The 21,615-nt window shown below is 49.4% G+C and carries 21 protein-coding genes and 1 pseudogene; 18 read left to right on the forward strand and 4 right to left on the reverse strand.

Annotated elements, in window-relative coordinates; all coding sequences use genetic code 11:
* Positions 1–20: 20 nt before the first annotated feature.
* Both J6J34_RS03760 and J6J34_RS03765 read right to left on the reverse strand, forming a co-directional pair.
* Entirely contained in the window at positions 21–521 is a 501-nt protein-coding gene (locus J6J34_RS03760; protein ID WP_301898511.1) for a DUF6702 family protein, read from the reverse strand.
* Positions 511–2,964 (reverse strand): M1 family metallopeptidase, encoded by a 2,454-nt coding sequence (locus J6J34_RS03765; protein WP_301720903.1) that lies wholly within the window; start codon positions 2,962–2,964, stop codon positions 511–513. The genes J6J34_RS03760 and J6J34_RS03765 overlap by 11 nt, the downstream gene beginning before the upstream one ends.
* Before the next feature lie 138 nt (positions 2,965–3,102).
* On the opposite strand from J6J34_RS03765, the gene J6J34_RS03770 reads away from it, so the two are divergent.
* From J6J34_RS03770 to J6J34_RS03845, 16 genes are all read left to right on the forward strand, one after another.
* Positions 3,103–4,545: a GGDEF domain-containing protein gene (locus J6J34_RS03770; RefSeq protein ID WP_301898512.1), complete on the forward strand. Its 1,443-nt coding sequence runs from the start codon at positions 3,103–3,105 to the stop codon at positions 4,543–4,545.
* Positions 4,546–4,580: 35 nt separating this feature from the next.
* On the forward strand, positions 4,581–5,042 hold the full coding sequence (locus J6J34_RS03775; RefSeq protein ID WP_301898513.1) for a flavodoxin domain-containing protein: 462 nt from the start codon (positions 4,581–4,583) through the stop codon (positions 5,040–5,042).
* Between the two features lie 343 nt (positions 5,043–5,385).
* Positions 5,386–7,287 (forward strand): tRNA uridine-5-carboxymethylaminomethyl(34) synthesis enzyme MnmG, encoded by a 1,902-nt coding sequence (gene mnmG / locus J6J34_RS03780; protein ID WP_301898514.1) that lies wholly within the window; start codon positions 5,386–5,388, stop codon positions 7,285–7,287.
* A gap of 5 nt (positions 7,288–7,292) precedes the next feature.
* Entirely contained in the window at positions 7,293–7,913 is a 621-nt protein-coding gene (gene rsmG, locus J6J34_RS03785) for a 16S rRNA (guanine(527)-N(7))-methyltransferase RsmG (protein ID WP_301720898.1), read from the forward strand.
* Between the two features lie 6 nt (positions 7,914–7,919).
* Entirely contained in the window at positions 7,920–8,717 is a 798-nt protein-coding gene (locus J6J34_RS03790; protein WP_301720897.1) for a ParA family protein, read from the forward strand.
* Positions 8,718–8,731: 14 nt separating this feature from the next.
* Positions 8,732–9,631: a ParB/RepB/Spo0J family partition protein gene (locus tag J6J34_RS03795; RefSeq protein WP_301720896.1), complete on the forward strand. Its 900-nt coding sequence runs from the start codon at positions 8,732–8,734 to the stop codon at positions 9,629–9,631.
* A gap of 85 nt (positions 9,632–9,716) precedes the next feature.
* A complete protein-coding gene (locus tag J6J34_RS03800) occupies positions 9,717–10,103 on the forward strand; it encodes an ATP synthase subunit I (protein WP_301720895.1) in 387 nt (128 codons plus the stop codon).
* Positions 10,104–10,119: 16 nt separating this feature from the next.
* Positions 10,120–10,977, forward strand: a complete 858-nt coding sequence (gene atpB / locus J6J34_RS03805; RefSeq protein ID WP_301898515.1) for a F0F1 ATP synthase subunit A — start codon at positions 10,120–10,122, stop codon at positions 10,975–10,977.
* Positions 10,978–11,031: 54 nt separating this feature from the next.
* Positions 11,032–11,265 carry a F0F1 ATP synthase subunit C gene (gene atpE / locus J6J34_RS03810; RefSeq protein WP_034733567.1) on the forward strand — a complete coding sequence of 78 codons (234 nt, stop codon included), beginning with the start codon at positions 11,032–11,034 and terminating at the stop codon, positions 11,263–11,265.
* A gap of 48 nt (positions 11,266–11,313) precedes the next feature.
* On the forward strand, positions 11,314–11,784 hold the full coding sequence (atpF, locus tag J6J34_RS03815) for a F0F1 ATP synthase subunit B (protein ID WP_301720891.1): 471 nt from the start codon (positions 11,314–11,316) through the stop codon (positions 11,782–11,784).
* A gap of 18 nt (positions 11,785–11,802) precedes the next feature.
* Entirely contained in the window at positions 11,803–12,336 is a 534-nt protein-coding gene (gene atpH, locus J6J34_RS03820; RefSeq protein WP_301720890.1) for a F0F1 ATP synthase subunit delta, read from the forward strand.
* A 14-nt stretch (positions 12,337–12,350) separates the two neighbouring features.
* Positions 12,351–13,892, forward strand: a complete 1,542-nt coding sequence (gene atpA / locus J6J34_RS03825) for a F0F1 ATP synthase subunit alpha (RefSeq protein ID WP_301720889.1) — start codon at positions 12,351–12,353, stop codon at positions 13,890–13,892.
* Positions 13,893–13,949: 57 nt separating this feature from the next.
* Positions 13,950–14,822 carry a F0F1 ATP synthase subunit gamma gene (gene atpG, locus J6J34_RS03830; RefSeq protein ID WP_301720888.1) on the forward strand — a complete coding sequence of 291 codons (873 nt, stop codon included), beginning with the start codon at positions 13,950–13,952 and terminating at the stop codon, positions 14,820–14,822.
* Positions 14,823–14,861: 39 nt separating this feature from the next.
* The gene (gene atpD / locus J6J34_RS03835; RefSeq protein WP_301720887.1) at positions 14,862–16,247 is read left to right on the forward strand and encodes a F0F1 ATP synthase subunit beta; all 1,386 of its coding nucleotides are present in this window, start codon (positions 14,862–14,864) and stop codon (positions 16,245–16,247) included.
* A gap of 16 nt (positions 16,248–16,263) precedes the next feature.
* Positions 16,264–16,680, forward strand: coding sequence for a F0F1 ATP synthase subunit epsilon (locus J6J34_RS03840; RefSeq protein WP_126772413.1), 417 nt, complete (start codon positions 16,264–16,266; stop codon positions 16,678–16,680).
* A 288-nt stretch (positions 16,681–16,968) separates the two neighbouring features.
* Positions 16,969–19,038 carry an RHS repeat-associated core domain-containing protein gene (locus J6J34_RS03845; protein ID WP_301774968.1) on the forward strand — a complete coding sequence of 690 codons (2,070 nt, stop codon included), beginning with the start codon at positions 16,969–16,971 and terminating at the stop codon, positions 19,036–19,038.
* 322 nt (positions 19,039–19,360) lie between these two features.
* Here the strand turns inward: J6J34_RS03845 and J6J34_RS03850 are convergent, their stop codons facing one another.
* Positions 19,361–19,576: a hypothetical protein gene (locus J6J34_RS03850; RefSeq protein WP_301720885.1), complete on the reverse strand. Its 216-nt coding sequence runs from the start codon at positions 19,574–19,576 to the stop codon at positions 19,361–19,363.
* A complete protein-coding gene (locus J6J34_RS03855) occupies positions 19,573–19,890 on the reverse strand; it encodes a hypothetical protein (protein ID WP_301720884.1) in 318 nt (105 codons plus the stop codon). The genes J6J34_RS03850 and J6J34_RS03855 overlap by 4 nt, the downstream gene beginning before the upstream one ends.
* Positions 19,891–20,009: 119 nt before the next feature.
* On the opposite strand from J6J34_RS03855, the pseudogene J6J34_RS03860 reads away from it, so the two are divergent.
* A pseudogene (locus J6J34_RS03860) lies at positions 20,010–20,117 on the forward strand (transposase); the annotation flags it as partial.
* A 133-nt stretch (positions 20,118–20,250) separates the two neighbouring features.
* Positions 20,251–21,615: a bifunctional UDP-N-acetylglucosamine diphosphorylase/glucosamine-1-phosphate N-acetyltransferase GlmU gene (gene glmU, locus J6J34_RS03865; RefSeq protein WP_301720883.1), complete on the forward strand. Its 1,365-nt coding sequence runs from the start codon at positions 20,251–20,253 to the stop codon at positions 21,613–21,615.

Here is a 21,615-nt window from a genome sequence, read left to right on the forward strand (position 1 = left end):
AGCGCCTCCAGTGGCAAAAATTAGTCGAACTGTACGGTCAGTCTATCGTCATTTGCATTAAATTGTAGACTCTTAATTTCACCTTTGCCTTCAATATTGACCAGGTTTTGCTGCTCCGACCATAACTCCTGTAATGCTTTGTGGCTGACCTCAAGACCGGTCACCTTCTTTGGCACAGGGGTTTCCTGATAAACCCAGAAATCCCGGCCATCAACCTGATACCCCACACTCGATAACGGCAAGGGTTCGCCTTCCGCGGTCGCTAACTTAAACTTATCCAGCACATAGGCTGCAAACAGCCCACGGGTTTTTTCATCGGTGTGAATATCCACCTGCTGCTTTTGAAACAACTCCCCAACGGCGTGTTCAGCATCATGCAAATTGAAGCGGTGCATGATCTCGATATTACCGGTGCGTTCGTTAAAGAGAATCGTTGTAACAGCAGATTTTAGTTGGTGGGCAGCTACGCTACCCACCCACAAACAGGCCAGTAAACCAACGATCAACGACTTAGTTTTCATCGTTGTCGCTGTCCTCATCGCCTTTTAGCTTGCTCTTCGCTTCCTGCATCAGGTCACGACTGATATGGTCGGTGCCGCGCTCTGACTTATAGGCTTCGATACGTGAAGGGATGATTTTCCGCGGATAGTAGTTATTCTCGATATCCACATCTGCGGTTTCCCAGTTTGGATCTACTGCAAAACTCACCACTTCTTTGTCAGTAACAATCAACTTACTGACATCTTTCGTGTTGCGACGCCAGATTTCAGCAGGGATGCGATAGTCTTCCGTCGTGCCATCTGCATAGGTCATCTGCAGTAAGATTGGCATCACCAGACCACCCAGATTGGAGAAATCCAAAACATAGTAGTTCTTATCTTCCGCAATAGCGCGATCAAATACCCGGCGCTCCCACGGATCGAGCTTTTCAAGGAAACTTTGATAAGCGTTACGTTGCTTGTTGGTCACGGTGAAGCGATCGTTTTCGTCATAAAAGTCGCGCACATCAGGGTTCATTTCGACCCACGTCTTGCGACCTTCTATCTCGTTGCGGCGTACGAAAAACGACACCGGCTTATCCGCTTGCTCCTGCCGACGGCGTTCCCAGTCGATGTCCGGATCTTGTGTATCCAAACGTAACTTGTAAACACGATCAAGGCTGATGTCGACATGATCGGTACTGTAGAACCAACCCCGCCAGAACCAGTCCAGATCAACACCTGACGCTTCTTCCATGGTCCGGAAGAAATCAGCGGGGGTCGGACGCTTGAACATCCAACGCTGCGCGTACTCACGGAAGGCAAAATCAAACAACTCACGGCCGAGGATAACTTCACGCAGAATATTCAGTGCGGCCGCAGGTTTACTGTAGGCGTTAGGGCCCAGGCGCAACACGCTATCTGACTGCGTCATGATAGGAACCTGCACCGATGACTTCATGTAATCAACGATACCACGTGGCTCAACGCCCCATGGAATGGAAGGATCCCACTCACGGCCGGCAACGCCGTCAAGGAAACTGTTCAGTCCCTCGTCCATCCAGGTCCACTGACGTTCGTCTGAGTTCACGATCATAGGAAAGTAGATGTGCCCAATCTCGTGAATCACAACACCAATTAAGAAGCGCTTCTCAGCTAGTGAATAGGTGCGTGTACCATCTTCCTGCAGCTCAGTACGCGGACCGTTGAAGGTAATCATTGGGTATTCCATGCCACCCACCGGACCGTTAACCGACTGTGAGGTCGGATACGGGTAATCAAAGGAGAACCGGCTGTAAACTTCCATGGTGTGAATGACGGACTCAGTCGAGTATTTCTTCCACAAGTCGCCACCTTCTTTCGGGAAAAAGGACATGGCCATAACCAGCGGTTGTACGTCACCGCCTTGCTGGTAGCCTTTTGCATCCCACATGAACTTACGTGACGAAGCCCAGGCAAAATCGCGGACATTCTCTGCCGCAAAACGCCAGACTTTGCGCTTACTGGTGCCCTCTTTTTCATTCTCAAGGGCTTCTTCTTCAGTCACCACAAATACGGGGCGATCAGCAGTTTTTGCCTTTTCCAGGCGACGCTGCTGTTCTTTGCTTAATACCTGCTTCGGGTTTTGCAAAACACCTGTTGCAGAGACAATATGATCCGCTGGTACATCAATATTGACTTCAAAATCACCAAATTCCATGGTGAACTCACCACGGCCTAGAAACTCTTTATTGGTCCAGGCTTCGTAATCGGTAAAAGCAGCAACCCGCGGATACCATTGCGCCAGTAAGAAGATATCATTACCACCTTCACGCGCATCGTCAGGGAAGTGCTCATAACCTGAGCGTGCACCCACTGCATCTTCTTCAACGATGTTAAAGCCAAAGTCTATGGCAAGTGAGGTACGTGCGCCTGGTGCCAATGGCTCTGCCAGGTCGACCCGCATGTTGGTGCCAACAATGGTGAAACTCAGTGATTGGCCTTCACCATTTTCGACATTGTTAATCGCAAAACCTAATTCGTTGTCAGTCATAAACTGCTGACGACGAAGCTCGCCCAGAGAGATACGCGCCGGCTTATCAATGCCGCGCAGGTCAGTGTCCGGATGACTACCGAAAGTTGCACTGCGCTCTGCTCTGGAATCGTTACGGAAAATGTTCTGGTCCAGCTGGATCCAGATGTATTTCAGGGTATATGGAGAGTTGTTCTGATAGCCGATGGTCTCTTTGGCATCGATACGACGTTTTTCTTCGTCTAAACGTACATTGATTTGATAGTCGGCTTGTTGCTGCCAATACTGCTCACCGGGTTCGCCAGCCGCACTGCGGTAAACGTTAGGGGTTGGCAATACTTCGTCTAACTGACGAAACTTATCTTCAAAGTCACCCTTGGTTTGCTTGATTGCCGAAGCAGATGCACTTCCATTTGCGCCAAAGCTCACCGCTGCAATGGCTGCAAAAGCAAGCCAAAAACTAGTACGTTGCATAGTCTTACTCATTGTTTCATAAAGGATCCGGAGACGTTACCAAAATTGGCCTGAATAGGCCATTTCACTGGTCGTAAAAAATTTCCATTTGTCGCATTAGATGCTTTACATTAGTCATTGTGTAACCGAAAGGACTTAATGTTGAACTCGCGAAGCCTAGAGAATCTATCCTTATCGTCATTCCGTTATCTGGCACTCATTAGCCTCTGGCTGCTGGTGTGGTGGGCGGCGATGCTGCTGGAATATCAACCGTATATCAGTCTCTGGTATCCGCCTGCAGGATTATCTCTCGCTGCATTTATCTTAATTGGCCGGCGAGCATTTTTGCCGGTTCTGGCTGCGGCAACTCTGGTCGGTTTCTGGATGTACTGGCAGGAGAATTCGCAACTCTCAATCTTGCAACAAGCTCAGCACTCATTACTACTCGGTAGCGCACACACCATTGCCTTTGCCCTAGGCGGGTTCTACTTTCGCCGCTTCGTCGGTTCCTGGGATATTCAGCATATCCCCCAGCGCGTTCTTTATTTTCTTATCATTATATTCCTGACCACTTTACTCGGTGCCTGGTTGGGACTCATCGCCTTCTATCTGATAGGCACTATGACCCCAGCCGATGTTCTCAATAGCTGGTTAGCCTGGTGGATTGGCGATCTGGCGGGCGCACTCGTACTAACACCATTTTTCATGTTGGTATTAGGCCGTATATGGCAGCTGGACACCAGTTGGCTACGCCCATTAAACGTAAAAGTTTCTTCAGCGCCACTCTATCGACAGCTATGGAGCAAACGCCTCGTCCTCATGTTGGCGTTAGTGATGGTGGTGCTTGGTGCTGATTACCTATTTGGTCACCCTGCGATCGCCTATTTTATCTTCTTCCTGAGCGTTCCACAGTTATGGATCGTCTATACAGAGTCTATCGAAAGGTCATTGCTAAGCCTGGCCCTGACCAGCTTCTTTATCGCCGCCTGGTTCGGTTTTGTTGGCGTTGACGACCATGCACTGACCTATCAGTTTGCACTTTGTGTCATTGCTGCCAATACCTATTTCGGGCTTTCGGTACCGTCGCTGTTACAACAGAACAAACAGCTTCACCAGCAGACTCAGATCGATAGCCTGACCCAGGTCGCGAGCCGCAATTACTTCCTCGCCTGTGCCGAACGTCAGCTGAGTGGACGCCGGAGTCGAGACTTCCCCATCTCGCTGATGGTATTTGATCTGGATGAATTCAAAGCAATCAACGATGACTTCGGCCATCTGGTCGGCGATCAGGCCTTGATCATGGCCGCCCAGAGTATTCGGGCGCACATCCGGCAATGCGATGTCATTGGTCGGTTCGGTGGCGATGAATTCCTACTGTTGCTACCCGACCAAAATCTCGAAGACGCCCATCGTACCGCCGAACGATTACGTTCCAAATTACCCGCAATACCTGTCGCAACTGGTATGATTCAGATTAAAGCAAGCTTTGGTATTGTTGAGATTAAAGCTGATGAGGATGTGAACGAAGCTCTGCAACGCGCTGACAAAGCCTTATTGAAAGCGAAGCGCAATGGCCGCGATCAGGTGGTATCATTTATCTAAACATTCTCTGAGTTTTGACTAGGGCACCACCAGTTATGCAAAGCACACGACCTACCATCGATATCCTTGTTGCCACCACTTCTGGAAACACGGAATATCTGGCCGATCAACTTAACGATCAACTCACAGAGCAGGGCTTCACCACGCGTATGCATTACGAACCTGATTACACCGAGCTGGTGAACGCTGTGACAACTGACACCTATTGGCTGGCGTGTGTTGCCAGTCATGGCGCCGGTGAGTACGGCGACAGCATGCTCGCCTTTGCCGACGATCTGCACGCGAAGAAACCTCCACTAGATCCTCTTCATTACGCCGTTATTGCCGTTGGCGACAGTTGCTATGATACCTATTGCGAAGCGGGACGCGATTTTGATCGAACGCTCAAAGATCTTGGTGCAAAACGGCTTACTGAACGGCTCGAAATAGATATGTCGCGGGATGATCCGGAGAAAAAAGCATCAACATGGCTAGGATCTTTTACGCAACTGCTGTGAGTAACGCTTGTATAAGATCCCCTGAGATCTGTATATACCCACTGTACAACTCTGTGTATAACTTGGCCTGTGGATAAGCACCCTAGTTATCCACCGGTTGATCAGAACAAGGATCATGCTCTGAACACATCTTTACAGATCATTGTGATCCTTGATCCTTATGGGCTGCAAAGCCTTATCCACAGATTTTCCGATCCTAGTAGTAATAGTAATAAAAGATCAAAACAAAAGATCTTTAAATACTCTTAAGATCTCTAAAGCCTTTTTGAGCGAAATTTAACCGTTTCGATCCAGGCAAAAAACCGTTAAACTATTGGGCTACATTTTTTCTAGGATTACGTTTATGTCGAACACTTCAAACTACCATCAGCGTTATGACGTTATTGTCATTGGTGGTGGACATGCCGGTACTGAAGCAGCGCTTGCTGCAGCACGTATGGGATGTCAAACCCTCTTGTTGACGCATAACATCGAAACACTAGGACAAATGTCATGTAATCCGGCTATTGGCGGCATCGGTAAAGGACATTTGGTTAAAGAGATCGATGCGCTTGGCGGTGCTATGGCGCACGCAGCAGATCGCGCAGGTATCCAGTTCCGCACCCTGAATTCATCCAAAGGTCCCGCAGTACGTGCGACACGTGCTCAAGCCGATCGTGAACTCTACAAAGCTGCCATTCGCAGTACACTGGAAAACCAGCCAAATCTGAGTTTATTTCAACAAGCCTGTGACGATCTGATCGTTGAAAATGATCGCGTTGTCGGTGTTGTGACCCAGATGGGCTTGAAGTTCGCTGCGAAAACCGTGGTGTTAACCGTAGGTACTTTTCTTGGTGGTCAGATCCATATTGGGTTAGAAAACTACCAGGGTGGCCGAGCTGGCGATCCACCGGCAAACGCATTAGCCAAACGCTTACGCGAACTGCCATTACGGGTTGATCGCCTGAAAACGGGTACACCACCACGTATTGATGCCAAAACGATCGATTTTTCAGTCATGCAGGAGCAACCTGGAGATAGCCCTACGCCGTTGTTCTCGTTTATGGGCAAAGCTGAAGATCATCCGCAGCAAATTAGCTGTTACATCACCCATACCAACGATCAAACCCATGAGGTAATTCGTGGTGGATTGGATCGTTCACCCATGTACTCGGGCGTCATCGAGGGTGTTGGACCACGCTACTGCCCGTCGATCGAAGACAAAGTGATGCGCTTTGCTGATAAAAATTCCCACCAGATCTTTGTCGAACCTGAGGGTTTGAACACCCATGAGGTGTATCCGAACGGCATTTCTACCAGTTTACCCTTTGATGTTCAGGTGCAATTGGTCCGCTCAATTAAGGGCTTCGAGAACGCGCATATCACGCGACCAGGCTATGCCATCGAATACGATTATTTTGATCCACGTGATCTGCAACAAACTTTGGAAACCAAATACATCCAGGGTCTCTTCTTCGCTGGTCAGATTAACGGCACAACAGGCTATGAAGAAGCTGGTGCGCAAGGGCTGGTAGCTGGTCTTAACGCGGCACGCCAAGCTCAGGACAAGGACGGCTGGGCGCCGCGCCGCGACAACTCCTACATGGGCGTGTTGATCGATGATCTGTCGACACTTGGCACCAAAGAACCCTATCGCATGTTCACTTCGCGCGCCGAATACCGCTTGTTATTACGCGAAGATAACGCTGACATGCGATTGACCGAAACAGGTCGCGAACTCGGGTTGGTGGACGATGCACGCTGGGCTCGTTTTAACGAAAAAATGGAAGCTATCGCGCAAGAGCAGCAGCGTTTACGCAGTACTTGGATCCACAAAGATCATCCGGCAGTAAATGCGGTGAACGAGCTGGTGAAAAAGCCGATCACCAAAGAGGTTAGCGGTGAAGATCTCTTGCGTCGTCCGGAAATCACTTACAACGCGATGATGGCAATTCCTGAATTAGGCCCTGCGCTCGCTGATGCGCAAGCGGCTGAACAGGTTGAGATCCAAACCAAGTATGCCGGTTACATTGAGCGGCAAAAAGATGAGATTGCTAAGCAATTGCGGCACGAAAATACGTTGCTTCCGATGGGCTTTGATTATGCAGGCATCAAAGGATTATCGAACGAAGTCATTGCCAAATTGAATGAGCATCAACCGGAAACCGTTGGTAAAGCAGCGCGTATTTCGGGCGTGACCCCAGCGGCCATCTCCATGCTGCTGGTCCATCTGAAAAAACAAGGATTGCTGCGCAAAAGCGCATAGGTATTATGCAAACGAAACTTAATGGACTACTTACTGAAGCAGGGCTGACAATCCCTGTTTCGCAACAGCAACAACTGGTGCGTTTGGTAGAATTGCTGGCAAAATGGAATAAGGCTTACAATTTGACTTCTGTGCGCGACCCGGAGCAAATGCTCAGTCGCCATATTGTGGATAGTTTGGTAGTGTTACCTTTCCTCTCAGGTCATCGCTTTATTGACGTGGGTACCGGGCCTGGCCTACCAGGTTTACCGTTAGCCATTGTGCAGCCAGAGAAAGAGTTTGTGTTGTTGGACAGCTTAGGAAAACGGATTCGTTTTATTCGCCAGGTCTGCCATGAACTCGGCATCAACAATGTAAATGCTGTGCAAAGTCGGGTGGAGAACTATGATCCAGAAACTAAATTTGATGGTGTCATCAGTAGAGCCTTTGCGTCGCTTAATGATATGCTCAACTGGTGTCGGCACTTGCCAACAGCAGACGGACAGTTTTATGCCCTTAAGGGCGTTTATCCGCAAGCGGAACTAGACACTTTACCGGCGCACTATAACGTCGAGAAAGTAGTTGAACTCAAAGTTCCAGGGGTCGATGCAGAGCGGCATTTGGTCATCATCTCAACAAGAGGTTAGCTTCACGTGGGTAGAATAATAGCCATTGCAAATCAAAAAGGTGGGGTCGGTAAAACCACGACCGCAGTGAATTTGGCTGCTTCAATGGCCGCGACCCGACGTAAAGTCTTATTGATTGATCTCGATCCTCAGGGCAATGCGACCATGGGCAGTGGCATCGACAAATACGATGTTGAGAATACCGCCTACGAGCTCCTGGTGGATCAGAAACCTGCGCAAGAAGTGATTGTTACCGAAACCAACGGTAAGTATCACCTGGTAGCGGCAAACAGTGATGTGACCGCTGCAGATATCAAATTAATGGAAGCTTTTGCCCGCGAACAACGTCTGGCAAACGCCCTGCAGCCGGTGCGTGATAATTACGATTACATTTTTATCGACTGTCCTCCTTCGCTGAGCATGCTGACCGTTAATGCCATGGCGGCTGCTGACTCTGTTTTAGTCCCTATGCAGTGTGAATATTACGCCCTGGAGGGGTTAACCGCCTTGATGGATACCATCGAGCGGCTGGCTGAAGCAGTGAACCCTAAACTTGCGATTGAAGGTATTTTACGCACCATGTATGACCCGCGTAATCGCCTGGCTAATGATGTATCTGAGCAACTGAAAGCACATTTTGGTAGCAAAGTTTACCGTACGGTTATTCCCCGCAATGTACGACTTGCTGAAGCGCCAAGTTTTGGCGCACCTGCCATGTATTACGATAAATCCTCCACCGGCGCGAAAGCATATTTATCGCTTGCGGGTGAGCTGATTCGTCGTGCAGAACAACAAAAAAAAGCCGAAGCAGCGGCTGAAGCCTGAGGAACCTGAGCTTTATGTCTGTCAAGAAACGAGGACTAGGACGCGGTTTAGATGCGTTACTCACCACGAGCAAAAATGCCCGTGATCATGAACAACCCGAAAGTGAGCCAATGCATGACCTGAGCAAGGGAGAATTGCAAAAGCTCCCTATCGAGTTCTTACAGCCAGGTAAATATCAGCCACGCAAAGATATGTCACCAGAAGCGCTGGAAGATCTGGCTGCCTCGGTAAAAGCTCAGGGTATTATTCAGCCCATCGTGGTACGTGAAGTCGATACGGATCGCTACGAGATTATTGCCGGTGAGCGCCGCTGGCGTGCTGCGCAGATGGCGCGGCTCAGCGAAGTCCCTTGCCTGGTCAAAGACGTGCCAGATGAAGCAGCGGTTGCTATCGCGCTCATCGAAAACATTCAACGCGAAGATTTAAACTCCATGGAAGAAGCCACGGCGTTGCAACGCTTGTTGGACGAATTCCAGTTGACCCATCAGGAGGTGGCCGATGCCGTTGGTAAATCGCGGGCAACGGTGACCAACTTGTTACGTCTGAACAACCTCGAACAGGAATCCAAAACCTTGCTGGAACGAGGCGATATCGAACTTGGCCACGCGAAATTATTATTAGCCCTGCAGGGTGAACAACAAAGCGAAATTGCCCGTACTATTGCAGCAAAAGCTATGACGGTACGGGAAGCGGAAAAATTGGTTCGCAATGCGTTGGAACCGAAAAAAGAGTCCGCACCGAAGCAACCTGATGCTGATATTCAGCGGCTGGAGCAGCGTTTGAGCGAAAGTCTTGGTGCTGCAGTAGCTATTAATCATGGTCGCAAAGGCAAAGGAAAAGTGGTCATTAATTACAGTAGCTTAGACGAGCTCGACGGAATCCTTACGCATTTCCAACTCAGCGATGAGTCGTAAAGCTATGGCGCCGAGTTGCAATTTGTTTGCAATTAGGGCGCAAATCTTTATACTAGCGCGGGCTTTTTAACGAGGTTTTTAGCCCTTGAGTGAGACGTTAACACAGTCCGGAAAACAACTCGCAGCCAAACTGTTGCGGGTTCAGGCAGGCGCCATATTTTTACTGGCCTGCACGTTTTCGTTAGTGACATCGTACGAATACTTTTGGGGTGTTGTTGGTGGCGGAGTCGTCGTCATGATTCCAACAGCACTCTTTGCATGGCGTGCTTTTGCCCAAGGTGGCGCGCGCTCGGCGCAACAAGTCGTCAGTAATTTTTTTGCCGGTGAGGCGCTGAAAGTAAGCCTTACTGTAGTGCTTTTGGTCGCACTGTTGATGCTGACTTCGCTCCCGCTCGTAGCGGTTTGTAGCGGCTACATCACAGTGTTGTTCATCCAGTGGCTGGCACCAATTTTGTTTTTAAAATCAACTTAAAATTGTGGGAATTAAGATGGCTGCAGAAGAGTTAACGCTCCAGAGTCATATTCAGCACCACTTAACTAACGCCAAGATGTGCTCTACCGAAAATGGTATTGCCTTCAATAAAGCGTGTAGTGAAGCAGGGTTCTGGACATGGCACATTGACACACTCGCCTGGTCGATCGGATTAGGCATTCTGTTCTTAATGATATTCCGTAGCGCGGCGAAAAAAGCGCATACGGGTATTCCCGGTAAGTTTCAGTGCTTTATCGAAATGATCGTTGAGTTCGTTTCTGATAACGTGCGCGATACCTTCCATGGTAAGAGCAAGCTCATAGCACCACTGGCGTTGACGATCTTCGTCTGGGTGTTCCTGATGAACTTGATGGATCTTATTCCTGTGGACTTCCTGCCGGCGTTTGCTGGCTATGTTGGCGAAACAGCCTTCGGCGTGGATTCTCATGATGTTTACATGAAGATCGTGCCAACGACCGATATCAACATGACCGCAGCCCTGGCGCTTGGCGTATTCCTGTTGATGATTGGTTACGGCATCCGCATGAAAGGCATCGTTGGCTTTATTAAAGAGCTGACTCTGCACCCATTTAATTCCAGCAACACAGTGGTTCAGATTATTCTGATTCCATTTAACCTGTTGCTCGAGACTATCGCACTTGTCGCGAAGCCGTTCTCACTTGCGTTACGTTTGTTCGGTAACCTGTATGCCGGTGAGCTAATCTTCATTCTGATTGGTGCGGTTGGCTTAATGCAGTTGCCGTTACACTTTGTGTGGGCTGTGTTCCACATCCTGGTTATCGTGCTGCAGGCGTTCGTGTTCATGATGCTGACCATTGTTTATCTGAGTATGGCCAGCTCTGAGAGTCACTAGTATTAACTTTTTAATTTAACTTTAACTTCAACCTTTGAAATATCGGAGAAAACAATGGAACTAATGTTAGGTCTTAAGTATATCGCTGTAGCACTATTGATCGGTTTCGGTGCAATCGGTACTGCAGTCGGTTTCGGTAACATGGGTGGTAAATTCCTGGAAGCGTGTGCACGTCAGCCAGAATTAGCGCCTTCTCTGCAAGTTAAAATGTTCATCTTGGCGGGTCTGATCGATGCGGTAGCAATGATCGGTGTTGGTATCGCCATGGTTCTGTTGTTCGTTCTGTAAGGCTCGATTAACTTTCTCGAACAACTGAACGAATAGGAGGGTGGGTCTATGAGTTTAAATATGACCCTGATTGGTGAATTAATCGCGTTTATCGTCTTCGTGCTGTTCTGCATGAAGTTTGTTTGGCCGCCGCTGAACAATGCGATTGAAGCTCGTCAGAAAAAGATTGCCGATGGCCTTGCAGCAGGTGAAAAAGCTGAGAAGAGTCTTGAAGAAGCGCAAGCAAAAGTTGCTGACGAACTGAAAGACGCGAAAGCGCAGGCTGCTGAGATTATCGCCCAAGCGAAAAAACGTGCGGACGAAACCGTCGAAGACGGCAAAAAGCGTGGCGAGCAAGAGCGCGAGAAAATCGTTGCTGCTGGTCACTCTGAAGTCGAGGCTGAGCGCAACCGCTTACGCGAAGAATTGCGCAAGCAAGTAGCTGTATTGGCTGTTGCTGGTGCAAGTAAAATCATCGAGCGTGAAATTGATAAAGACGCTCACAGTGACATTGTTGAAAAACTGGTCGCTGAACTCTAACCAAAGGGGTTTGTGCAAATGTCAGAATTGACTACGGTTGCTCGCCCCTATGCAAAAGCAGCTTTTGATTTTGCACTAGAGAACGGCGCTATCGAAAAATGGCACGATATGATTGCTTTTGCGGCCGCTGTTGCGAACGACGAAGCGATGGCCACGTTTTTGAGTAGCGCTGAAACGCTAGAAAAGAAAGTAGATGTTTTCATTAATGTGTGCGGCGAACAACTGGACGAGAATGGCCAGAACTTCGTACGGCTGATGGCCGAAAATGGTCGTTTGAAAGCATTAACAGCTGTGGAAAAACTTTATAGTGGTTTCCGTTCAGAACATGAAAAAGAAATCACTGTCGATGTGACCTCAGCGGTCAAATTGACGAAGAAGCAGCAGGACAATCTAGCGCAAACGTTGGAGAAACGTTTTTCACGCAAAGTTAAGCTGAATTGCAGTGTCGATGCAGCGATTGTCAGCGGCCTATACATTAAAGCTGGTGACACCGTGATTGACGGTACTGTGCGAGGCAAGCTCGATCGGCTTGCCCATGCACTGCAATCCTAATTGGGGACTTGAGCATGCAACTGAATTCAAATGAAATCGCAGAACTGATCAAAAAACGAATTGAACAGTTCGAAGTGGTCAGTGAAGCTCGTAACGAAGGTACTATCATCTCTGTAACCGATGGTATCATCCGTATTCATGGCCTTGCTGACTGTATGCAAGGTGAGATGATTGAGCTTCCTGGCAATCGTTACGCAATCGCGTTGAACTTAGAACGTGATTCTGTCGGCGCCGTTGTTATGGGTCCGTACGCGGATCTGCAAGAAGGCGTTAAAGTAAAATCAACAGGCCGTATCCTGGAAGTTCCAGTAGGTAATAAACTGCTGGGCCGCGTAGTGAACACCTTAGGTGAACCTATCGACGGTAAAGGTCCTATCGAAGCTGACGGCTTTGAGCCTGTTGAAAAAATCGCACCTGGCGTTATCGAACGTCAATCAGTAGACCAGCCAGTACAAACGGGTTACAAGTCTATCGATGCGATGATTCCAATCGGTCGTGGCCAGCGTGAGCTGATCATCGGTGACCGCCAAACAGGTAAAACTGCATTGGCAGTTGATGCCGTCATCAACCAGAAAGACTCTGGTATTAAGTGTGTGTACGTAGCTATCGGTCAGAAATCTTCGACCATTGCTTCCGTGGTACGCAAACTTGAAGAACATGGCGCCTTGGAAAACACCATTGTTGTTGCAGCCTCTGCTTCTGAATCAGCAGCGTTGCAATACCTGGCAGCCTACTCAGGTTGTACCATGGGTGAATTCTTCCGTGACCGCGGTGAAGACGCTTTGATCGTGTACGATGACTTGTCGAAGCAGGCTGTAGCCTACCGTCAAATTTCATTGTTGTTACGTCGTCCGCCGGGTCGAGAAGCTTATCCTGGTGACGTATTCTACTTGCACTCACGCCTACTTGAGCGTGCAGCACGAGTGAACGCCGACTACGTTGAAAAATACACGAATGGTGAAGTGAAAGGCAAAACCGGTTCATTGACCGCTCTGCCAATCATTGAAACTCAAGCCGGTGACGTATCCGCCTTCGTACCTACCAACGTGATTTCAATCACGGACGGTCAGATCTTCTTAGAAACTGACTTGTTCAACGCTGGTATCCGCCCTGCTGTTAACGCTGGTGTCTCGGTATCGCGTGTAGGTGGTTCAGCACAGACCAAGATCATCAAGAAGCTTGGTGGTGGTATTCGTCTGGCATTGGCGCAGTATCGTGAGCTTGCAGCGTTTGCACAGTTTGCTTCGGATCTTGATGAAGCAACGCGTTCGCAGTTGGAGCACGGTCAGCGTGTCACCGAACTAATGAAACAGAACCAATATGAGCCAATGAGCGTTGCAGAAATGGCTGTGTCCATTTTCTCAGCTGAAAAAGGCTACCTCAAAGATGTGGCGCAGGACAAAATCCTCGACTTTGAAAGTGCGTTAATTTCGTACATGAAGAGCGAGTACGCCGATCTGATGGCTGATATTGATAAAACTGGCAACTATAACGACGACATCGACGCCAAGCTGCACGAAGGTCTGAAGACCTTCAAAAAAACGCAGTCTTGGTAAGCAACGTGGCCACTTCCAAAGAGTGGCCACACGTCGTTGAGTTAACAGGAGATTATCATGGCCAGCGGTAAAGAGATAAAAACCAAGATCGGGAGTATTAACAATACTCAGAAGATCACTAGTGCGATGGAAATGGTGGCTGCGTCCAAAATGAAAAAGGCGCAGGAACGTATGGCTGCAAGCCGTCCGTATGCCGACAGCATTCGCAAAGTGATCGGCCATGTTGCCCATGCCAACCTCGAATACAAGCATCCGTACTTAGAAGAACGTGATGTTAAACGAGTTGGTTACATCGTGATTTCAACTGACCGTGGTCTGTGTGGCGGTTTGAACACCAATGAATTTAAGCAGGTGGTCAAGCACGCTAAAGCACAGCAAGACAACGGTGTTGAGGTTGATTTCGCGGCGATTGGCAGCAAGGCAACGGGTTTCTTTAAACGCTTTGGAGGCCGTTTACTGGCGCAAAAATCAGGCCTTGGCGATAAGCCAAGTGTGAGCGATGTGCTTGGAACCGTGCAAGTGATGCTCGATGCTTTCGACGAAGGCAAAATCGACCGCTTGTTCCTGGTGTACAACAAGTTTGTCAACACCATGACGCAGGAGCCAACGATAGCGCAGATGCTACCGTTGCCGAAGGCGGACGAAGAAGAGCGGGATCGTGTGCAATCAGGTAGCTGGGACTACTTGTATGAGCCTGAGCCACAATCAATCCTTGATATGTTGATTCGTCGTTTCGTTGAATCAACGGTATACCAAGGTGTGGTTGATAATATCGCGAGTGAACAGGCTGCGCGGATGGTGGCAATGAAAGCCGCTACCGACAACGCCGAAGACCTCATCGATCAGTTGCAGTTGGTGTACAACAAAGCACGCCAGGCAGCGATTACGCAGGAAATTTCGGAAATTGTATCGGGCGCCGAAGCGGTTTAAGGCGAAGCTTGCAAGAATTTTAGAGTTAGAGGAAATGTCATGAGTCAAGGTAAGGTCGTGCAAATAATTGGCGCGGTTGTGGATTTCGAATTTCCACAATCAAGCGTGCCAAAGGTCTACGACGCGCTGAAGGTGACCGACGGTGACCTCAAGGGTTTGACCCTCGAAGTGCAGCAGCAGCTTGGTGGTGGTATCGTGCGGACAATCGCAATGGGTACTACTGACGGCCTGCGTCGTGGAATTACAGCAGAAAATACAGGCGAACCAATCATGGTGCCAGTGGGTAAAAAGACCCTTGGCCGTATCATGAACGTATTGGGTGAGCCAATTGATGAAGCCGGTGACGTTGGCGCAGAAGAGCGCATGTCAATTCACCGTGCAGCACCTTCGTACGAAGAACAGTCAAGCTCTACCGAGCTTTTAGAAACTGGTATCAAAGTTATCGACTTGATTTGCCCGTTTGCTAAAGGTGGTAAAGTCGGTCTGTTCGGTGGTGCCGGTGTTGGTAAAACCGTCAACATGATGGAGCTTATCCGTAACATCGCAATCGAGCACAGCGGCTACTCAGTATTCGCTGGTGTTGGTGAGCGTACGCGTGAGGGTAATGACTTCTATCACGAGATGAAAGATTCAAACGTACTCGACAAAGTAGCCTTGGTCTACGGTCAGATGAACGAGCCTCCAGGTAACCGTTTGCGCGTTGCGTTAACCGGTTTGACCATGGCAGAGAAGTTCCGTGACGAAGGTCGTGACGTACTGTTCTTCGTTGATAACATCTATCGTTACACCCTGGCCGGTACCGAAGTATCAGCATTGTTGGGTCGTATGCCATCAGCGGTAGGTTATCAGCCTACACTTGCTGAAGAGATGGGTGTATTGCAGGAACGTATTACTTCAACCAAGACCGGTTCAATCACTTCAATCCAAGCGGTATACGTACCTGCGGATGACTTGACTGACCCATCACCAGCAACAACCTTCGCTCACTTGGATGCGACCGTTGTATTGTCACGTGATATCGCGTCTTTGGGTATCTACCCTGCAGTTGATCCATTGGATTCAACTTCACGTCAGCTTGACCCGCAAGTTATCGGTAAAGAGCACTATGACGTAGCACGTGGTGTGCAGTCAGTACTGCAACGCTACAAAGAACTGAAAGACATTATCGCAATCCTGGGTATGGACGAGTTGTCAGAAGAAGACAAGCAGACCGTATCTCGTGCCCGTAAGATTCAGCGCTTCTTGTCACAGCCGTTCTTCGTAGCAGAAGTATTCACCGGCGCGCCTGGTAAATACGTTGCATTGAAAGACACCATTGCTGGCTTTAAAGGCATCTTAGACGGTGATTACGACGACCTTCCAGAACAAGCGTTTTACATGGTTGGCAGCATCGAAGAAGCGGCCGAAAAAGCCAAGAAAATGTAAGAACCGGGAGGTTTAAATGGCAGCAAAAACTGTACACCTTGACGTGGTCAGCGCCGAAGATAGCTTATATAGCGGCGCAGTAGAGACCGTGCAAGTGACCGGTAGCGAAGGTGAGCTGGGTATTTACCCAGGTCACGCGCCACTTATCACGAAAATCAAACCAGGTATGGTTCGCGTCGTGAAAGAAGGCGGTGACGAAGAAATCATCTACGTTGCTGGTGGTGTGCTGGAAGTGCAGCCTCACAACGTCACGGTTCTGGCTGATACAGCCGTTCGCGGTGAAGAGCTTGATGAACAACAAGCTCTTGATGCGAAAAAACGCGCTGAAGAAGCAATCGCAGATTCTAGCTCTGACCTCAGCTACGCTGAAGCTGCAGCAGAGTTGTCGCGGGCGTTGGCACAATTGCAGATTATTCGTAAAATTCGCAAGTAATTTGCACCAGCCTACTGATTTAAAAGCCCAGCCTCGTGCTGGGCTTTTTTGTGCAAAAATTCTGCAAAGTCGTCCGATTGTCACCCGTTTTCGCTTAAGGGCTCGTGCCCATGCTCACCGCTAAGCTCTGCTACGGCCACACCGCTCTCGTTTCGGTGCCGAATCCCTAAGATCTTTGGTTATAGCAGTCGTGTCAGCAAATCGACAGTGGCGGCACCGTCGGCTTTAACGAAAGTGACGCAATATACTTACGACACCAGAGGGCGGTTGTTGTGCGAAGCGACACGCATGAATGCTGCAAGTTTTGGCGCGTTGCCAGCTTCGGCATGTACCTTAGGCAGTGAAGGTAGTGCCGGACCTGACCGCATTACAAGCTATAGCTATGATGCGAACTCAAATCTTAAAAGTACCCTGACGGGGCTCGGTACCGCCGCCGAGGGTATTGAGCAGTTCACGGCCTATACCGCGAATGGCGAAGTCAGCAGGCGTGAGGACGGTAATGGCAATAGTACAACGTACAGTTACGATGGGCATGACCGTCTGTACCGCACCACCTTCCCGGATGCGAGCTACGAGCAAAATGGGTATGACGCGAACGGTAATCTGACATCGTTTCGCAAGCGTGATGGGGTGACGTTGATCCATAGCTACGATAGCCGGGATCAGCGTACAAGCTCGCTCATACCAAACGAAAACACCATTTACTTTAGCTATGACAGCCTGGGCCGTGAAACTCAGGTCACCCGTGGAGCACAAGTGGTGGCTTACGGTTATGATGGCCTGGGCCGACGTATCTCGGAACGTACGAATAATCGTACCCTGGTCTACAGTTACGATAGTGCAGGCCGTCGGATCCGGACGACCTTCCCGGATGGCTTCTATGTGACCTACAGTCATGATGCGGGTGGGCGGCTGACGGATATTTTTGAAAATGGCACGACGGGCGTTATTGATTTTAGTTACGACCGCCCGGGTCGGGTTAGCCGCATTGAGCGTGCTGGCAGCACCATCACCACGTTCAGCTACGACGGTATGAGCCGGGTGCTTGATTTCGATCACCAGGGATTCAACGACAGCAGTTACAGCTATAATCCGGCCAGTCAGTTGCAGAGCAAAACGGTCAGCAACGCGGATTATCAAATTCAGGTGCCGACGCTAAGCACTGAATTTTACAGCGTGAATAACCTCAACCAGTATACGCAAGTTACGGTCGATGGCCTGCCAGAGTACGCGAACTACACCAGTGCGGGCAATCTGGCTGGTTTTGATGGGTGGAGTTATGTTTACGATGCCCATAATCGCCTGGTGGCAGCGAACGGTCCTGACGATACGGTCACCCTTAGCTACGATGCTACCGGTCGCTTATCGCGCACGGTACACAACGGCGAAAGCATCGATTATCTGTACGACGGCGATGAGCTGGTGGCGGAGTATCACAGCAACGGCACGCTGTTGCGGCGCTTTATTCATGGCCTTGGTAACGATGACCCGGTCATTCGCTACGAAGGTGCTGGGGTAAACGCCCGCCGTTATCTGCTGGCGGATGAGCGCGGTAGCATCATCGCCGAGATGACCGCCAATGGCGGCCTGCTGCAAGCGCATCAGTACGATGCCTACGGCAACCCGAAGCACAGCAGCGATGCACGCTTTCGTTTTACCGGGCAAATTCTCATCCCCGGCACCGAGCTGTACTACTACAAAGCACGGATTTATCATCCAAAGCTAGGTCGATTCCTGCAAACTGACCCTGTGGGTTATGAAGACCAGATGAATCTTTATGCTTATGTGGGGAATGATCCGGTTAATATGGTGGATCCGAGCGGTAAATGGATTGTTCAACTAGTCGCGACCGTTGGAGGCGCGGTTATTGGTGGAGCAGCGGAATATTTAACGAACGATAATGCAACTTTCTCCTCTGTTGCACGAGCATCAGTAGTAGGTGGTGCTGTTGGATTAGCTAGCTCACTTGGTGGCGGAGTTGTATCATCGGCTTTACTTGGAGGAGGTGCGAGTGCTGCTGGTGAAATGGCCAATCAGATAGCGACAGGAGATATTAATGGAGCAAAAGTTGCTACGGCAGGAGTGACGGGTTTAGTTGGTGGTGCGGCAGCTAAGCAGACCGCTAATATTGTAAAAGGTGTTCTTACCAAGGGGTTACCGAATAATAGTGTAAGTAATGCATCGCACAATATGACACAATCTAGCTCACAGAGGGTTTTAGCTGATTCCCAATCCTTGACTAAAGCAGCCAGCAAATCTTCTGCGGCGGAAGCCCAAGTCGGGACTGGCTACGCAGCGGGTGCCGCAGCAGGTACAGCCGCTGCGGGTAAGGTTTGCGAACAAAGTTCAGGTTGTTAATAATGAGGTCTATTAAGTTTTCTGATTCAGTATCGGAAAGAGGTAAAAAGCTTCGACTATGGATACATTTGATAAATGTATGTGTTGTTTCTTTTCTCTATGTACTGTTAGTTCATAAAGTCGGAGCGGAGCTTGGTATTGATGTTAATAGGCCACTAAGGGAATATGACAAGCTTACTGTCTTAAGCGGGTTTGGATTAATGCTTCTATCGTTTATCCTGTTATATGGATTATCCTTTAAGATTCTTAGCTGGCTATTTTTTAAATTTAAGATTTAACTCAGTTTTTGAATCCAAAGCCTCGCTCGTGCGGGGCTTTGTTTTTACAGGAGGCTGATGACGTGTTGAAATTCTCCATTGCGCCAATGGCCGAGGGATTTCTTGCCATCAGGCGTGATGCGTTCGAAGAAATCTGGGAACTCTATATTTTTTCCATAAAGCGTTTGTCCCTGAGCTAGCAAGTCATGGCTTAATTTCTCGGATCGGCTGTCATGAGCAACCGTTTCAGATAAGGTAAGCACATCAAATTGACTAGTCATATTCTGCTCCCATCGGTTCCTAGTTTGCTCGCCATTGTTAGTGATGAAGTAATGCCATGCTTGGCGGCAAAAGTCTGGAGTTTCCTATCGTAAAAGCCTGCATCGCGTTTGTAACGGCAAAAAAATCTGATGACCGTGTTGGATTCATCATAGATTGCCCGAATATCATTTTCTCCCGCATCAATGGAAAATGATCCGTCGTCTAGCCGATACGCTGCTTGTCCGCCGACGAAGCACTCTTGGGCAAACCTCGACAGCACGTTTTCAACTTGCTCGGGCTTTACTGTCTGAAATAAAGTGTGGCAATAAGGCATATCTCTGGCTCTTGAGTTGCTGAGCCATAAGTATAGCAAATGCAGTTATGTAATCCCCCCGAAAAATCGCAGCAGTTATAAGTAGAAAACTCCGTCGAACTAAAACGAAGGAATTTTCTATGCGCAAATCACGGTACACAAACAGTCAGGTCGTAGCGATTCTGAAACAAAACGAGACCGGTGTTCCCGTTCCAGAGCTATGCCGTGAACCCGGTATGAGCTCCGCAAGGAAGCACTTGTGCAAAAATTCTGCAAAGTAGCTAAGCGCGTGCCCTACAAAACAATTTTCCACCTGTTAATTTCCTGTAATCTAGCTAGAATAGGGCTTTCAGATTAACCAACCGACAAATGGAAGGATTCATGGCATTGAGTGTAGTGGTTCTTGCCGCTGGTAAGGGCACCCGCATGCGTTCAGCATTGCCAAAGGTGCTTCATCCAGTTGCCCATAAAGCTATGGTGCAACATGTGATCGACAGTGCACGGCAATTAGATACGGACGCCATTCATGTGATTTACGGCCACGGTGCTGAGACGTTACTTGAACGTCTTGGTGGGCAACAGTTAAATTTTGTAGAACAGGCAGAGCAGCTTGGTACCGGACATGCGGTTCAGCAAATCGTGCCACACATAAACGACGACGAGCACGTACTCATTTTATACGGCGATGTGCCTTTGACCCGCGTTGAAACCCTGCAGGATCTGGTGAGAGCCGGCAGTGGAACCGACCTTGCACTACTGACGGTTACCCTTCCCGATCCGACCGGCTACGGCCGTATTATGCGTGACACTAACGGGCATGTGACGGGCATTGTCGAGCAAAAAGATGCTACTCCGGAGCAGCTGGCTGTCACTGAAGCTAACACCGGAATGATGCTGGTTCACGGCAAAGCCCTGAAGCGCTGGCTCGGACAGCTTTCCAATGACAACGCCCAGGGTGAATACTATCTGACGGACATCGTCGCCATGGCCGCCCAGGAAGGCGTTGCTATCGCATCGACCCAGCCGCGGGACATTCACGAAGTTGAAGGTGCCAATAACCGCGTCCAACTCGCAGCACTTGAACGGGCCTATCAACAACGTCAGGCGGAGCAGCTGATGCTCGACGGCGCCACCCTGCTCGATCCGGCACGGGTGGATGTGCGTGGTACGGTGCGTATTGCCAACGATGTGGTGGTGGACGTGAATGTCATTTTCGAGGGCCAGGTTGAGCTTGGCGAAGGTGTCGTGATTGAAAGCAACTGCATTTTACGCAACTGTAGCATTGCGGCAGGTGCTCGCATAAAGTCGCACAGTATCGTCGAAGACGCTCAGGTAGGCGAAGATTGTGAGGTAGGACCTTACGCTCGATTGCGGCCCGGCTCAGTGCTTGAGCAAGGTGCAAAAGTCGGCAACTTCGTCGAGATGAAAAAGACCCGCTTAGGCAAAGGCTCGAAAGCCAACCACCTGACCTACTTAGGCGATGCAGTGATCGGTGACGGCGTGAATATTGGCGCGGGAACCATCACCTGCAACTACGACGGCGTCAACAAATTTACCACAGAGATCGATGACGGTGCCTTTATTGGCTCCAACAGTTCGTTGGTGGCACCGGTGCGCATTGGTAAACAGGCAACTGTCGGTGCCGGCTCAACCGTCACCAAAACCATTGAAGACGGCGAGCTTGGGATAGCTCGCGGTAAACAACGCAACATTACGGGCTGGCAACGGCCCCAGAAAAAGGGATAA

The organism is Pseudidiomarina terrestris (assembly GCF_030466405.1).
GTDB classification, from domain to species: Bacteria; Pseudomonadota; Gammaproteobacteria; order Enterobacterales; family Alteromonadaceae; genus Pseudidiomarina; species Pseudidiomarina terrestris.